Below are 15,013 nucleotides of genomic sequence, written 5' to 3'. Positions count from 1 at the left end.
GAGATCTGCCCATGACCTCCACTTCTTCGCCCCAAACCGCCGGCCTGCGCGTCGCCGTCATTGGCCTTGGCCGCATGGGCCTGCGCCATGTCGAAGCCTTGCGCCGCCTCGGTATGGACATTTGCGGTGCTGCCGACGTGAGCCCGGCGGCCCTGCAGGCCGTCCAGGATCAACATGGCGTGGGCGCCGCAGCCTGCTTTATCGATGCCTTCGACATGCTCGCCAAGGTCAGGCCAGAAGCTCTCGTCATCGGGACGACGGCTCCGACGCATGCGCCCTTCGTGCTGGCCGCCGTCGAGTTCGGCGTTCGCTATGTGCTGTGCGAGAAGCCGCTGGCCACCTCTCTCGCAGAGGCCGACGCCATGCTGGCGGCCTGTGAGCGCGCCGGCATCCGCCTGGCCGTCAACCACCAGATGCGCTACATGGCCCAGTACACCCAGGTCAAGGCGCTGATCGGTAGCGAGGAGCTCGGCCCCCTAGCCAGCATCCTGGTCGCCGGTTCCAACTTCGGCCTGGCCATGAACGCCAGCCACTACTTCGAAATGTTCCGCTACATCAGCGGCGAATCGGTGCACAACGTGCAGGCCTGGCTCGAGGACGGCCAGTTGGCCAATCCACGCGGCGCACAGTTCGAGGACCGCTCGGGCCGCCTGCTCGCCCGCAGCGAAACAGGGCCATCGATGTTCATCGACTTCTCGGCCCAGGCCGGCTGGGGCCTGCAGGTGGTCTATATCTGCCGTCACGGCCAAATCGTCGTCGATGAACTGAATGGAGAGATGCGCATCGCCGCCCGCCAGGCTCAGTACCGCGAGCTACCGACGACGCGCTATGGCATGCCCGTCGACATCCGAAATGAGCAGATCGAGCCGGCCGACACCGTCGTGCCGACAATGGCCGTCTGGAACGCGCTGCTGGCCGGCGAAGGCTATCCCGACGGCGCCGCCGGCGCCCATGCGTTGGCTTGCCTGGTGGCCGCCCATGCCTCGCACGAGGGCGGCGGCCGCGTCTTGCGACTGGACGACTCTACCCTGCCGCGCGAGCGCATGTTCAAGTGGGCCTGAGACTGCCAACGATTTGAGGAAAACAGCATGAAGAAATGGAAGATCGCCATCGTCGGCTCCGGCTACATGGCCCAAGAACATGCAAAGGCCTTCGCCTCACTGCCCAACGTAGAGATCGTCGGCGTCTGCGGACGCTCGCGCGCACATGCCGAAGCCCTCGCCGCCACCTATGGCGTGTCGGTCTATGACAGCCTGGCCGCCCTGCACGCGGGCACCCAGGCCGATGCAGTCGTCGTGGCGGTCAACGAGCTGTCGGCCCGCGATGTCTGTCTGGCTGCCTTCGCTCATCCCTGGCTGTGCTTCTTTGAAAAGCCGGTCGGCGTCGACCTGCCCCAGGCCGAGGAGATCACGACCGCTGCCAAGCGCGCGGGCACGCGCGCCTATGTCGCGCTGAACCGCCGCAGCTATGCATCGACCCGCCAGGCTTTGCAAGAGTTAGCCAGCGACGACGGTGTTCGCCTCATATCGGTGCTCGACCAGCAGGACATGGTGTCAGCGCGCGAAGGTGGCCAGCCCGATGAGGTGGTACGCAACTACATGTACGCCAACTCCATTCACTTGATCGACTACCTAAACCTATTCGGGCGCGGCGAAATCGTGGCCGTCCAGCCGACCCAACGCTGGAATGCCGAGAACCCCGGCCATGTCGTCGCAACGATTCACTACGCCAGCGGTGACGTCGGCGTCTACCAAGCCGTCTGGAACGGCCCGGGGCCTTGGGGCGTGACGGTGACCAACCCGCAGGTGCGGCTTGAAATGCGCCCCCTTGAGAAGCTGGGCATTCAGCGTCGCGGCGAGCGCCGACTGATTGAGGCGCCGGCGGACGCCATCGACACTGAGTTTAAGCCGGGGCTTCGACACCAAGCCATTCAAATCATTGAGGTTCTGGAAGGCCGCATGACGAATCTTGCCACGCTTGACGACGCAACACGGTCGATGGCCCTCTGCGCTGACATATATGGACAAAGATAAAGGTGAGGAACCCCAGGATTTGCAACCGGCGGTCGGCTAAGAACTCGATTGCAATTTTATATTTGAATAACCATTGAAAAATACCAAAGGAGTTAATATGACAGTTTTGTTTGACAATGGAGGAAATTTCCCTGACATGGAAAGTGCCAAGGCATATGTACAAGGGAGTAGCTCGTCCAATACAAGCGCTGCTTATCATCAGGATCGTATGCGAGCGCTTAAGATCCTCGCTGAAAAGATTGTTTACTTAAAGCCGATGCGGGTCCATAATTTTGGATGCGGCGATAGCATGGAAATCAAGGAATTATTCTATCCGGCCCAAATGGAAAGTATAGTGGGGTTTGATATTTCATCTTCCATGATTGAGCTCTCGAAAGAAAATCTAAAGGGATACAAATTCCAAGGATATTGTTGCGGTGTTGAGGGCATGGCTACATTGGCGAATAATTCCATAGATTTGTTTCTTGCAATCGACGTACTTGGCTATTTATCAACAACCGAAAGAGATATTTATTTCTCATCATTAAAAAGAGTTGCTGCCGAAAATGCATACCTTTTAGTAATGACTGGCAATGAGTTATTTGACATGTATGCACTAAATGCTGGCACCGCACAGTTTTTCGATCGTCACTTTGAAGTGGACGTATCAAACTTACTCACAGAGGCTTCAGCTTCACAATACAAACCATCAGCGCGTCGCAATCCTCTAAGTTCTAGTGCCGAGTTAATGGGTTATGGATTTAAAGAAATTGATATTGCATACTCTCAATGGCATCTTACCCCCCCTGGGCTTGGTAACAAGATTGGTAGTAATGTTGCTGAAGCACGGATGCTAATGCGCGATCACGGATATAACCCCAACAATTTGGCTCCAAATGAGCGATGGAAAGCTATGTTTCGAAGCAGTATCTTTGCATCTCTCAGTCAAATAATATGACGAAAATTTTCTTCCAGAATTATACATTGCAAATATTCGATCTACGAGCAGATACTATCAAAGCAAAATACCGAAGGGTGAAAATAATAGAATAAATGAGGGCTGCCTATTTGCAGCAAGTAAAATATTGTTAAAATAATCAAGTATATTAATCTCATAAAATTTCTAAAAATATGCGCCGACTATTCAAAACAATTTAGTTTAATTTACATATAAAACATTAAATCTAAATTTATTATAATATTTTGCTTTTTGTAAATATTATTTACAATAATAAAATCAAACGCCGCCGTGTAAAAAATGCCTCCAAAATTTATTGATGAATTGAAAAATTTCGAAAAGAGGCATTGTCTTTTTGATGAAACGTACGATGGTTGGTCAGTTTGGCGAGTGATGAGAAACTCCGTTTTCAGGGAGTCCATGAAAAAGTATTGGCCAATAGCAACACCACCGAGATCCAACGTCAAGCGTGTTATAGACGCGTTGTTTTCAACAATAAGACTGGTCTTTATACTCATTTTTTCAGAGCAGAGAAAATTGATGATAAAGACTGCGAGATCCGGACTGCGGATGTCTCAAGGTGATAAATTTCGAGATGTCTACTTTGATGGAATTTTGGAAACTGAAAAATCCTACTTTAAAATCGAAGAAGTCAATAGCAATGATTTCGACTATCAAGCTGTACGGGCACTTTTTCCACCAGATGTAGAAGCCGTTGTATTTACTTTTTGGGGGCGTTTTCTTGGACTTATCTTTCCAGCTCCTGTGATGCCCTTTTGTGAAAGAACTTCTCGCCTGCTTAGAGATGAGATAGGTGTGATCGTTAGTCCGAATTTTTTGCGAATGCGCGTATCAACGGTAAAATGGCAATCGCAACTTTACAAACTATTATTAAAACGTATTAGGCCAGGGGTAGTATTAGTCAGCGACACTGGCGAATACGGTTTAAGAATTGCTGCTGCGGGGCATGGTATCCGATTCATTGAACTGCAGCATGGAGATTTTGACTCTATTCACCCTGATGCAATCCCAGAATGGGTTAATGGAGATCATAAAAGACTTGTATTGCCTGACATACTCGCATGTCGAGGCACTTATTGGATGGAGCAACTCGCAAGCACGCGCCAGGGGCGCGATCATGCTGTTGCGATAGGTAATGAGCTAATTGATCTGGCACGCGAGCGCCGTAAAATGCGTAAACGTAGTTCCAGCTTCCGACTTGTGTTGAGCTCACAAGGGCTCGATTCAGAACGACTTGCTCAGTGGGTTGATGCGCTCTTGGCCTCTGCACCCAACAATATTGAGTGGAATCTCGTGATAAAGCTGCACCCGGTTTATGACGCCAAAAACTGCTTTTTCGACGAAGTTAAAGATGGACGTATTAATATAGTCGGCGGATCCGATCTGCCTAACATTTTCGATCTTCTATCAGAGGCAGATCTACACTTGAGCATTGCATCTGCATGCCACTTTGATGCTGCTGCACTTGGCGTACCTAGCATAGTCATTCCCTTGGCCGGACATGAAGCCATGCTCAAGGCAATCGACAATCGACTTATTCATCTTGCAACTCATCCCAGCTATGTTTGGGTTTTCTTACAGCAGGATTCAAGAATTGACTGTAATGCCAATCGCTACTCGGAACCAGGATTCATTTCGAACTTAACAGACATACTCTCGCGAGAGTAAAAAGTTACTTTTCTAGGAAATTTATTATGATTCAGATCCACCCCACCGCCACCGTCGATCAGGGTGCAGAAATTGGGGACTATACATCCATATGGCATTACAGCCATGTTGAGGCCAAGGCGGTCGTGGGTGAGAACTGCAACCTTGGCCAGAACGTTTATGTGGGCAATAATGCGGTCGTTGGCAATGGATGTCGACTCGGTAATTCCGTCGCAATCTTTTCTCATGTAGAACTTGGTGACTTCGTATTTTGCGCTCCATTCATGGTATTTACCCATATAGCATTCCCACGCGCAGCAGTGAACCGACGGGCCAGTTTTGAGAAGACTATTGTTAAGAACGGTGTCACGCTCGGCGCGAACTCGACCGTTGTACCGGGCATTACAATAGGTGAAGGTACTTTTCTTGCCGCAGGCTCGACCCTAACTAAAGACTGCAAAGATTGGGCCTTGATGATTGGCACGCCGGCAAGACAGGTAGGCTGGGTCAGTGCATACGGCGAAAAAATCCCACTACCTATCGAAGGCAAGGGGGAATGGAAGTGCATTCATACTGGGGATGTATATACGCTTGAACTCTCAATATTAAAACGAACTCCGGGATCGCACGATATTCTTCACTACCTACCAGGCGTAAAGCTGGAAAGAATGACATCTCGTCTTGCCCTTGAAGATCCCTCATGATTGGAATGAAAACGTTTGATGGCGCGTTGCTTGTTCCCACGATCGCTGCTTCAAAGCACCGGCGGAATTTTGCGATGTTCCTTTACATTGTCCTCTCGCTTTGCGTCTCCATGTCGATTTCTCAGGAAGAGACCCCTGAAATTGGCTCACTTCGGTACTGGTTGCTGATCGCGCCTACGCTTTTGCTACCACTTACTGATATTAATGCCATTTTTCGCGCTTTGTTAGAACAAGCACGACCAATACTAATTTTTGGACTAATTGCTGGTGCCTGGCAATTGCTTCGGGGTGACATAAAGGCCCTGTTGCAACTTGTATTGATCGTTTGGGTGCTGGGCTGGTTCAGCTCACATAGGGCACGCCTCGAGTTACGAGATTTGATAGCTCTTTATCTTGCACTGATTCTGATTGGCGCCTACATTTGGATTTTTTCTGATGGAAATAAATGGGGTTTACTGCCAAACATGACTGTCTACGATGGGCTTGACTGGCGAATATCATTTTTCCCAAACATTGCGAATTCCGCCGTGCTGTCTTTGGCGATGTTCTTGATTCTGACGCAAAATGCTGCCCTGGCACGTAAGTATCTGGTGGTTTTACTAATAGTCGCGTATTTCTTGTTCTTTTCTTTCGTACGAACCGCCACGATCGGTGTGATGTTATACCTGTCGATGCGCTGGTGGCTGGGTAGAAAACCTCGAAGCCCACGGGCTATGTTCTGGGTGGCTTTGTTACTAGGGGTTGGGATCAACCTAATGGTTGCTGGCTCCGCAGCTATATTCTCTACTTTAGGGGAATTTGAGTTAATTTCGCGACTCTTTTTGCGCAGTGAGTCCAATCTAACTAGTGAAGAAGTCTTCGCGCAGTTATATCGACCATGGCTCTGGATGCAGCATCTTTTGCTATTTTGGGATAGCCCATGGAAAATGGGTCTCGGGGCCTTCGATTTTTTCGAAATGCAAATCGAGGAGCTCAATGTTGGAACTACGCCTGCTGGTAACGAAGCGCAGTTGACGCGTTTGCTGGCCACATATGGTTTTCCCGGTCTGCTTTATAGTTGGTATCTAATTAGTAGACTGCGTGAAGTTGCTAAAAATCGTGATGTTTGGGCAGTAGCTTGCTTTCCAACAATTTTTCTGTTGATGATGCAGTGGGGTAGCGTTTTCCACCCTACTGATGCCAATGGTGCAATTTTTTTGCTGATTGCAATTCATGGGAGTCAGGCTTTCGTCATCAAGAGGGCTAAGAATTATGACAACTTTGGGAAGCAGGGTTGAATGAATATGAATGTACTTTATTTGGACGGTGTGGGCCCCTTTGGAGGAGCTTCTCGCAGCCTATTTGAGGCTGTGCGCGTATTGAAACTCGAAGGTGTAATGCCGTACTTTTTAGCGGTAAACGGAACAGCATTGAATTTTTATGGTCAGGTCGCTGAAGACCTGATAGCAACTCGCGGGTTGACTCGTTTTGATAATACTCATTACAGCCACTACCGTGGTGTACGTTGGTTAGTCCTACTCAGGGAAATTTTTCATCTTCCATATACGATATTGGCGATTCGAAAGGCTCATGGAAAGTGGAAAGGGAAAATTGACGTTATTCACGTCAATGAAGTGACAGAAATCATTCCTGGGTTACTTGCCAAAAAACTATTCCAGGTTCCAATGGTGGTACACGTTCGATCTCCGCAGTGGGCGAATCAGCACTCCTTGCGATCGCGCTGGCTGAATGGAGTACTGAAAAGATCGGCCAATGCCATCATTGCAATCAATGAAACAACTCGGTCCACTATGCCAGCTGAGTTGAATGTCGATGTTATTCAAAACTCGTTTACACCGAAACGGTCGCCGGATCCGGATTCAAATATGCTGCACAAGCTGGAGAAGCTCCGAGCCAGCTCGCTGAAAATTGGTTTTGTAGGTAATGTCCAAGTTTCAAAAGGAATACTTGAATTGGTGGAGGCCGCTAGACTGCTGAAGGCGCAGGGTGACGATGTTGAATTTCTGATTGTCGGTGGCCACACCCGGGTTGATAAGGGTCTCAAGGGCTGGGTGCTTAGCAAAGCAGGGCTCGTACAGGATGTGGTGGAAGAACTTCAGCAACGCATCAAGCAATATGGATTGGAACGATCTTTCCACCTGCTTGGTGCTACCAGCGATATTCAATGCGTCTACGAACGCGTGGATGTCATCACTTTCCCCTCTCACTTTGATGCGCCTGGACGTCCCGTCTTCGAGGCCGCATTCTCAGCAGTGCCGAGTATTGTTTGTCTAAGTAATCCGCTATCCGATACGTTGATCCATAACGTAACTGGTCTAGCCATACCAGAACGAGATCCAGTCGCGTTGTCTGAGGCAATCCGGTACTTTGAAAAAAATAGGGAAGAGCTCAAACGCATGGGGCGCGAAGCGCAAAAACTTGCCATCGATAACTTTGAGCCGACACGCAATGCCTCTCGTTTATTTGATCTTTATAAGCGTGTTCGCAATTCGATTCAATAAATAAATCCATCGGAATTTCTTGATATGGTTTTAGTCAGCGCAAGCTCCAGTCGAAAAAAAATCTGCAACAGATGCATTATGGATACTTCGGACCCAAGCATCTTGTTCGACGAGCAAGGGCATTGTGATTTTTGCAGTAACTACGACGCCACCATTCAGCCCAAATGGGACTTTGGCTCTGAAGGCGGACGCAAGCTCGCGCTGATGGCCGACGCAATACGTGAGGCCGGTAAAGGCAAAGACTTTGATTGCATCATTGGCTTGAGTGGCGGCCTGGACAGTTCTTACGTTACTTACGTGGCTAAAGAGAAAATGGGTCTGCGACCTTTGCTCTTCCATGTGGATGCCGGATGGAACACCGATCAGGCCGTAGGCAACATCGAGAAACTGGTGGATGGCTTGGGTCTTGACCTCTACACCGACGTGGTTAACTGGGAGGCCGTCAAGCGGATGCAAGTGGCTTTTTTGCGGGCGGGCATTCCAGACCAGGATCTGGTGCAAGATGCTGCGTTCTTTTCAGGCCTGTACAGGTTTGCACGAAAGTACAAGATCAAGCATATCATTACAGGCTCCAACTTTTCAACTGAGTGCTGCCGTGAACCCGAAGAATGGGGGGGCTACCTGGGCATAGACAAAACTTTGTTTGGTGATATTTGGGCAAAGTGCGGCGACGGCCAGCCTAACGGTGACTTTCCATTGGTTGACATTCTGGTTTATAAGCTTTGGTACCAGAAGGTGCTGGGCATGAAGGTGCACCACCCGCTCAATTTGGTGCCTTACGTGAAGAAAGACGCGGAGGACGAACTCGAGCGCCGCTTTGGCTGGCAGCGCTTCCAGCACAAGCACCACGAGTCGCGCTTCACACGCTTTTACGAAGATTACTGGCTGCCGCGCCGCTTTGGGTTTGAGAAGCGGAGAGCTCACTTTTCCAGCCTGATCATGACCGGTCAAATGACCCGAGAGCAAGCGCTGGACCGTATTTCACGCCCCGAGATGGACGAACACTTTTTGAAACAGGAGTTTGAGTACGTGGCGCACAAGTTGGGGTTGACGGTGGCCGAGTTGCAAGCTTTGTTTGATAGCCCCAAAAAAACCTACCGCGACTACAAGAACAAGCGTGACTTGATTGGTTTGGGCTCCATTATCCTGCGCAAGTTGGGTTTGGAGAAGAGGTATTTCCGATGATCTGCATCGTGGATTACGGTGTAGGCAACATTCAGGCTTTCTTGAACCTGTTCAAACGCATTGGGGTTAAGGCACGCCGGGCCAGTACCAGTGAAGAGTTGTTGGGCGCACAGCGTTTGGTGTTGCCAGGAGTGGGGCACTTCGACCATGCCATGCAGCGCTTGAACGACTCGGGCCTGCGCCCCAAGCTGGAACAGTTGGTCTTGGGTGCGCAAACACCTATCGTTGGTATATGCGTGGGCATGCAGATGCTCGCGCACGGGTCAGACGAAGGCACCATCCCGGGTTTGGGTTGGGTGCCCGGGCGCGTGCGAGCATTTGCCAACCATGCCAAAAGTGCGCAACTGCCCATGCCGCACATGGGTTGGAACGAGTTGGAAGCACGACCCGGCAGCAAATTGCTTTCAAGGGGTTTTGAAGGCGGCACACAGTTTTATTTTCTTCACTCGTTTTTTTACGACGCCGAAGACAAGAACGACGTGGCCGCCACCGCACACTATGGCTTGGATTTTGACGCCGTGGTGTCAAGGGGGCACATCCACGGGGTGCAATGCCACCCAGAAAAAAGCCACCACTGGGGTGAGCAACTCCTGAAGAACTTTGTGGAGTTGTGAACCATGTTGCGCCCCAGGATTATTCCCTGCCTGCTGGTCCACAAGGGCGGGCTGGTGAAAACCCAGAATTTCAAAGACCTAAAGTACGTGGGGGACCCGATCAACGCCGTCCGCATCTTCAACGAGAAAGAAGCCGATGAGTTGATGGTGCTGGACATTGACGCCACCCGCAACGGCGTACCGCCAGACTTTGCCTTGATTGCCAAGCTGGCGGCGGAGTGCCGCATGCCCTTGTGCTATGGCGGTGGGGTGACCACAGCCCAACAGGCCATGCGCTTGGTGGACATGGGGGTTGAAAAAGTGGCAGTGAGTGCCGCCGCCATTGCCAACCCGGGCCTGCTAACCCAGATGGCGGCCTCGGTGGGCCGGCAGTCCGTGGTAGCGGTGCTGGATGTGCGCAAGCGCGCTGGTTTGTTTAGCAAAGGCTCTGAGGTGTGTACCCACAATGCCACCGTGACCCACAAGGTGGATCCGGTGGCATTGGCCAGGCAGTTTCAGGAGGCAGGTGCGGGTGAGGTGGTGATCAATGCCGTGGACCGGGACGGCACCATGCAAGGTTACGACCTCGACTTGGCGGCGCAAGTGAAGGCGGTATTGAGTGTACCAACAACGTTTCTGGGTGGTGCTGGCACGTTGGAACATTTGAGCGATTTGGTGAGCAAGTTGGGTGTGGTGGGGGCAGCGGCTGGCAGTTTGTTTGTGTTCAAGGGTAAGTACCGGGCGGTTTTGATCAACTACCCCAACCCCGAGCTGAAAATTCAGATGTGCAAGGCTGCATTAGCCAAGGTGTAAATGTTCTATGTTTGACTCAAAGACTTTGTTGATTACCGGGGGGACGGGCTCGTTTGGTAACGCCGTGCTCAAGCGCTTCTTGGACACAGATATCCGCGAGATTCGGATATTCAGCCGTGACGAGAAAAAGCAGGACGACATGCGCAAGCGCTACAGCAGCGCCAAGCTCAAGTTCTACATTGGTGACGTTCGCGATTCGCGGAGTGTGGAGCAGGCCATGCGCGGTGTGGATTTTGTGTTCCACGCCGCCGCACTCAAGCAGGTGCCATCGTGCGAATTCCACCCCATGCAGGCAGTGCGCACCAATGTGCTGGGCACCGAGAACGTGCTGGAAGCCGCCATTGGTGCAGGCGTGAAGCGCGTGGTGTGCCTGAGCACGGATAAAGCGGTGTACCCCATCAACGCCATGGGCATTTCCAAGGCCATGATGGAGAAGGTGATGGTGGCCGCCAGCCGCAACCTGGAATGCACCCAAACCGTGATCTGCGGCACCCGTTACGGCAACGTGATGGCATCGCGCGGTTCGGTGATTCCCTTGTTTGTGGACCAGGTGTTCAGCTGCAAACCCATCACCATCACCGACCCATCGATGACCCGCTTCATGATGACGCTGGCCGATGCGGTGGACTTGGTGCTGTACGCCTTTGAGCATGGCAGCAACGGCGACATTTTTGTGCAGAAGGCCCCTGCCTCCACCGTGGAGGTGCTGGCCAAAGCCATTCTGGAACTGATGAGCAAGCCCAACCACCCCGTGAATGTGATGGGCACCCGCCACGGCGAAAAGCTCTACGAAGCGCTGCTGAGTCGGGAAGAAATGGCCACCGCCCAGGACATGGGCGACTATTACCGCGTACCTGCCGATGGCCGCGACCTGAATTACGCCAAGTTCGTCGACCAAGGCGAGCAAAAACTCACCCAGACCGCCCATGGCGAAGACTACAACTCCCACAACACCCAGAGGCTGGATGTGGAGGGCATGAAGAAATTGCTGCTCAAGCTGGACTTTATGCAGAAAATTGCTCGCGGCGAGCACGCCGTGACCGAGGAGTGAAAGCGTGAAAGTGCTCATCACCGGTGCCAATGGTTTTGTGGGTAAAAACCTGAAACTGCATTTGGCTGAGCGCAAAGACGTGGAGGTAGTCTGCTTCACACGCGAACATTCGGTTGATCAACTGCCCGAGCTGCTGGATGGCGTGGGTTTTGTGTTCCACCTGGCAGGCATCAACCGCCCGCAAGACCCGGCGGAGTTTGCCACCGGTAATACGGATTTGACGGTGGCGCTGTGCAAGGCAGTGGCTGGCGTGGCCGAAGCCACTGGCCGCAAGGTGCCAGCGGTGTTTACATCGTCAATCCAGGCGGCGTTGGACAACCTTTACGGTGCCAGCAAGCGCGCTGCCGAAGACGCCCTGTTTGCCCTGCAGCGCCAACATGGTGTGCCAGTGCACGTGTTCCGCCTGCCCAATGTGTTTGGCAAATGGTGCAAGCCCAACTACAACTCTGCCGTGGCCACGTTCTGCCACAACGTGGCTCGCGATCTGACCATCAAAGTCAACGACCCCGGTGCACCGTTGACCCTGGTGTACGTGGACGATGTGTTGCAGCGTTTCATCCAGTTGATGGACAGCGCGGATACAGCAGCCGATGCCAACGGCTTTGCAGTGGTGGCCCCACAGTACACCACCACGGTGGGTGAAGTGGCCAACCTCATTCAAGCCTTCAAAGACAGCCGCCAGACCTTGCTGACCGAACGGGTGGGCACTGGCCTGGTTCGCGCCTTGTATGCCACCTACGTGAGCTACCTGCCACCCGATGCCTTCACTTACACCGTACCCATGTACGGCGACCCGCGCGGCGTGTTCGCTGAAATGCTCAAAACCCCTGACTGTGGCCAGTTCAGCTACTTCACCGCGCACCCGGGGGTCACGCGCGGCGGGCACTACCACCACAGCAAAACCGAGAAGTTTCTGGTCATCAAAGGGCAGGCGCGCTTCAAATTCCGCCACATGCACACTGGCGAATCGTACGAACTCACCACCAGCGGCGAAAAAGCCGAAATCGTAGAAACCGCGCCGGGCTGGACGCACGACATCACCAACATCGGCACAGACGAAATGATCGTGATGCTATGGGCCAACGAGGTGTTCGACCGCCAGCGCCCCGATACCTTTGCCTGCCCACTGTGAGATTTAATATGAAAAAACTCAAAATCATGTCGGTCGTGGGCACACGGCCCGAGATCATCCGCCTGTCGCGCGTGCTCGCGGCACTGGACGTGCATTGCGACCATGTGCTGGTGCACACCGGCCAAAACTACGACTACGAACTGAACCAGGTGTTTTTTGACGACCTGGGCGTGCGCAAGCCCGACTATTTCTTGAACAGCGCCGAGGGCAGCACGGGTGCCGCCAACACCATAGGCAACCTCATCACCGCCGTGGACGGCGTGCTGGCCCAGGTGGAGCCCGAAGCCATGTTGGTGCTGGGCGACACCAACAGTTGCCTTTCTGTGATTCCGGCCAAGCGGCGCAGAGTGCCTATCTTTCACATGGAAGCCGGCAACCGCTGCTTTGACCAGCGGGTGCCTGAAGAGACGAACCGCCGCATCGTCGACCACACGGCCGACATCAACCTCACCTACAGCACCATTGCCCGCGATTACCTGCTGCGCGAGGGCTTGCCGCCCGACCAGGTCATCAAGACCGGCAGCCCGATGTATGAGGTGTTGCACCACTACCTGCCGCAAATTCAGGCGTCCAACGCCCTGAGCCGCCTGGGGTTGAAGCCCGAGCAGTATTTTGTGGTCAGCGCTCACCGCGAAGAAAACATCGAATCGGACAAGTCATTCACCAAACTGGTGGCGGTGCTGAATGCGCTGGCCGAAGACCATGGCTTGCCGGTGGTGGTGTCCACCCACCCCCGCACCCAGAAGCGGGTAGATGCCACGGGTGCTCAGTTCCACCCCCTGGTGCGCCTGATGAAGCCCTTGGGCTTTCACGACTACGTGAACCTGCAAATGCAGGCCAAGGCGGTGCTTTCCGACAGTGGCACCATCAACGAGGAATCGTCCATTCTCAACTTTCCGGCGCTGAACCTGCGCGAAGCCCACGAGCGCCCCGAAGGCATGGAAGAAGCCGCCGTGATGATGGTGGGCTTGGAAGTAGAACGCGTGCGCCAGGGGCTGGCCGTTCTGGCCACACAGCCGCGAGGCGCCGACCGAAGCCTGCGCCTGGTGGCTGACTACAGCATGCCCAACGTGAGCGACAAGGTGGTGCGAATCGTCCACAGTTACACCGATTACGTGAACCGCGTGGTGTGGAAGAAGTACAGAGGCGGCTTTGCGGATTTTGGTTGTTAGCCAGTACTTCTGGCCGGAAAACTTTCGCGTGAATGACCTGGTGAAAGAGTGGGTGCAGCGTGGCCACCAGGTGACGGTGCTCACCGGCATTCCCAATTACCCGGCGGGCAAGGTGTTCGATGCCTACCAGAATCAGCCCAGCGCTTTCGCTACATACGAAGGTGCCGAAGTGGTGCGTGTGCCCATGTTGCCTCGCGGTAGCGGCGGCTTGCGCCTGATGTTGAATTACCTGAGCTTTGTGGTGGGCGGTGGCGTTTTTGGACCCTGGCGCTTGCGGGGCAAACCAGCCGATGTGATTTTTGTGTTCGAACCTTCGCCCGTGACAGTAGGGCTGCCGGCAGTCTGGCTGGGCAAAATCAAGAATGTGCCGGTGGTGTTCTGGGCGCTGGACTTGTGGCCAGAAACCTTGGCCGCCATAGGCGTGGTGCGTTCGCCCCGGGTGTTGTGTTGGGTAGGGCACTTGGTGCGCTACATCTACAACCGCTGCACTTTGGTGTTGGGGCAGTCGAGGGGCTTCCTGGGCAGCATTGCCCGCTATTGCGATGACAAAGCCAAGATCCGTTACTTCCCGAGTTGGGCGGAGAACGTGTTCATGGACGACAGCGTCAAGCCAGCCCCGGAGGTGCCCGAATGGAAGGATGGCTTCACCGTGGTGTTTGCCGGCAATATAGGCGAGGCACAAGACATGCCGGCGGTGCTGGATGCCGCCGAACGATTGAAAGGCGACACCAGGATCCGGTGGGTGATTGTGGGTGATGGGCGCAAGTCCGACTGGCTGCAATCCGAGGTGGTGAGGCGTGGGCTGGATAAACAGGTGCTGCTGCCAGGTCGTTTCCCCGTGGAGCGCATGCCGTCGTTTTACGCCCATGCCGATGCGCTGCTGGTCTCGTTGAAGCGCGACCCGGTGTTCACCATGACGATACCCGGCAAGGTGCAGTCGTACCTGATGGCCGGTATCCCCTTACTGGGTATGCTGGATGGTGAGGGTGCGGCTGTGATCCGTGATGCCCAGGCCGGCCTGACTTGCGAGGCGGGCGATGGCGCTGGCCTGGCCCAAGCGGTGCTGGCTTTGGCCGCCATGCCAACGGCCGAGAGAAAACAGATGGGGTTGCATGGGCGGAATTACGCCCAGCGAGAGTTTGGTCGCACCCAATTGATGGACCGCCTGGAGGCGCTGTTGGCTGAGGCTGTAGCCACAAGCAAAGCCACTGCTTGAAAGAAAGA

Annotated in this window: 14 protein-coding genes; all 14 read left to right on the top strand. The window is 53.5% G+C overall.

Features of this window, described 5'->3' with window-relative positions:
• Positions 1–11: 11 nt before the first annotated feature.
• The 14 genes from ACZ5SR_RS11150 (at position 12) to ACZ5SR_RS11085 (ending at position 15,005) form a co-directional block, all read left to right on the top strand.
• Entirely contained in the window at positions 12–1,061 is a 1,050-nt protein-coding gene (locus ACZ5SR_RS11150; protein WP_464448747.1) for a Gfo/Idh/MocA family protein, read from the top strand.
• A 27-nt stretch (positions 1,062–1,088) separates the two neighbouring features.
• Positions 1,089–2,033, top strand: a complete 945-nt coding sequence (locus tag ACZ5SR_RS11145; RefSeq protein WP_464448746.1) for a Gfo/Idh/MocA family protein — start codon at positions 1,089–1,091, stop codon at positions 2,031–2,033.
• A gap of 97 nt (positions 2,034–2,130) precedes the next feature.
• Positions 2,131–2,970 carry a class I SAM-dependent methyltransferase gene (locus ACZ5SR_RS11140; protein ID WP_464448745.1) on the top strand — a complete coding sequence of 280 codons (840 nt, stop codon included), beginning with the start codon at positions 2,131–2,133 and terminating at the stop codon, positions 2,968–2,970.
• Positions 2,971–3,390: 420 nt separating this feature from the next.
• Entirely contained in the window at positions 3,391–4,659 is a 1,269-nt protein-coding gene (locus tag ACZ5SR_RS11135) for a hypothetical protein (RefSeq protein WP_464448744.1), read from the top strand.
• Positions 4,660–4,685: 26 nt separating this feature from the next.
• Complete coding sequence (locus tag ACZ5SR_RS11130; RefSeq protein ID WP_464448743.1) at positions 4,686–5,342, top strand: acyltransferase; 657 nt, start codon at positions 4,686–4,688, stop codon at positions 5,340–5,342.
• Positions 5,339–6,619, top strand: coding sequence for an O-antigen ligase family protein (locus tag ACZ5SR_RS11125; protein WP_464448742.1), 1,281 nt, complete (start codon positions 5,339–5,341; stop codon positions 6,617–6,619). Before ACZ5SR_RS11130 ends, ACZ5SR_RS11125 begins: the two co-directional genes overlap by 4 nt.
• Entirely contained in the window at positions 6,620–7,843 is a 1,224-nt protein-coding gene (locus ACZ5SR_RS11120) for a glycosyltransferase family 4 protein (protein ID WP_464448741.1), read from the top strand.
• A 24-nt stretch (positions 7,844–7,867) separates the two neighbouring features.
• Entirely contained in the window at positions 7,868–9,028 is a 1,161-nt protein-coding gene (locus ACZ5SR_RS11115; protein ID WP_464448740.1) for an N-acetyl sugar amidotransferase, read from the top strand.
• Entirely contained in the window at positions 9,025–9,642 is a 618-nt protein-coding gene (hisH, locus tag ACZ5SR_RS11110) for an imidazole glycerol phosphate synthase subunit HisH (RefSeq protein ID WP_464448739.1), read from the top strand. Before ACZ5SR_RS11115 ends, hisH begins: the two co-directional genes overlap by 4 nt.
• Positions 9,643–9,645: 3 nt before the next feature.
• Positions 9,646–10,434, top strand: a complete 789-nt coding sequence (locus tag ACZ5SR_RS11105) for an AglZ/HisF2 family acetamidino modification protein (RefSeq protein WP_464448738.1) — start codon at positions 9,646–9,648, stop codon at positions 10,432–10,434.
• A gap of 7 nt (positions 10,435–10,441) precedes the next feature.
• On the top strand, positions 10,442–11,485 hold the full coding sequence (locus ACZ5SR_RS11100) for a polysaccharide biosynthesis protein (protein WP_464448737.1): 1,044 nt from the start codon (positions 10,442–10,444) through the stop codon (positions 11,483–11,485).
• A gap of 4 nt (positions 11,486–11,489) precedes the next feature.
• Positions 11,490–12,617 (top strand): UDP-2-acetamido-2,6-beta-L-arabino-hexul-4-ose reductase, encoded by a 1,128-nt coding sequence (gene wbjC, locus ACZ5SR_RS11095; protein ID WP_464448736.1) that lies wholly within the window; start codon positions 11,490–11,492, stop codon positions 12,615–12,617.
• An 8-nt stretch (positions 12,618–12,625) separates the two neighbouring features.
• A complete protein-coding gene (gene wecB, locus ACZ5SR_RS11090; RefSeq protein ID WP_464448735.1) occupies positions 12,626–13,789 on the top strand; it encodes a non-hydrolyzing UDP-N-acetylglucosamine 2-epimerase in 1,164 nt (387 codons plus the stop codon).
• Positions 13,790–13,817: 28 nt separating this feature from the next.
• Positions 13,818–15,005, top strand: coding sequence for a glycosyltransferase family 4 protein (locus ACZ5SR_RS11085; RefSeq protein ID WP_464448734.1), 1,188 nt, complete (start codon positions 13,818–13,820; stop codon positions 15,003–15,005).
• The last annotated feature ends 8 nt before the right edge of the window (positions 15,006–15,013 follow it).

The organism is Limnohabitans sp. TEGF002, from assembly GCF_055395845.1.
This window is presented reverse-complemented; position numbering and strand designations above follow the sequence as displayed.

What these genes read in the sequence shown, in the direction of transcription:
- hisH (WP_464448739.1), top strand. Translation starts at nt 9,025, where the DNA reads ATGATCTGCATCGTGGATTACGGTGTAGGCAACATTCAGGCTTTCTTG.
- ACZ5SR_RS11140 (WP_464448745.1), top strand. Translation starts at nt 2,131, where the DNA reads ATGACAGTTTTGTTTGACAATGGAGGAAATTTCCCTGACATGGAAAGT.
- ACZ5SR_RS11145 (WP_464448746.1), top strand. Translation starts at nt 1,089, where the DNA reads ATGAAGAAATGGAAGATCGCCATCGTCGGCTCCGGCTACATGGCCCAA.
- ACZ5SR_RS11105 (WP_464448738.1), top strand. Translation starts at nt 9,646, where the DNA reads ATGTTGCGCCCCAGGATTATTCCCTGCCTGCTGGTCCACAAGGGCGGG.
- wecB (WP_464448735.1), top strand. Translation starts at nt 12,626, where the DNA reads ATGAAAAAACTCAAAATCATGTCGGTCGTGGGCACACGGCCCGAGATC.
- ACZ5SR_RS11125 (WP_464448742.1), top strand. Translation starts at nt 5,339, where the DNA reads ATGATTGGAATGAAAACGTTTGATGGCGCGTTGCTTGTTCCCACGATC.
- ACZ5SR_RS11135 (WP_464448744.1), top strand. Translation starts at nt 3,391, where the DNA reads ATGAAAAAGTATTGGCCAATAGCAACACCACCGAGATCCAACGTCAAG.
- ACZ5SR_RS11150 (WP_464448747.1), top strand. Translation starts at nt 12, where the DNA reads ATGACCTCCACTTCTTCGCCCCAAACCGCCGGCCTGCGCGTCGCCGTC.
- ACZ5SR_RS11130 (WP_464448743.1), top strand. Translation starts at nt 4,686, where the DNA reads ATGATTCAGATCCACCCCACCGCCACCGTCGATCAGGGTGCAGAAATT.
- ACZ5SR_RS11100 (WP_464448737.1), top strand. Translation starts at nt 10,442, where the DNA reads ATGTTTGACTCAAAGACTTTGTTGATTACCGGGGGGACGGGCTCGTTT.
- ACZ5SR_RS11120 (WP_464448741.1), top strand. Translation starts at nt 6,620, where the DNA reads ATGAATATGAATGTACTTTATTTGGACGGTGTGGGCCCCTTTGGAGGA.
- ACZ5SR_RS11115 (WP_464448740.1), top strand. Translation starts at nt 7,868, where the DNA reads ATGGTTTTAGTCAGCGCAAGCTCCAGTCGAAAAAAAATCTGCAACAGA.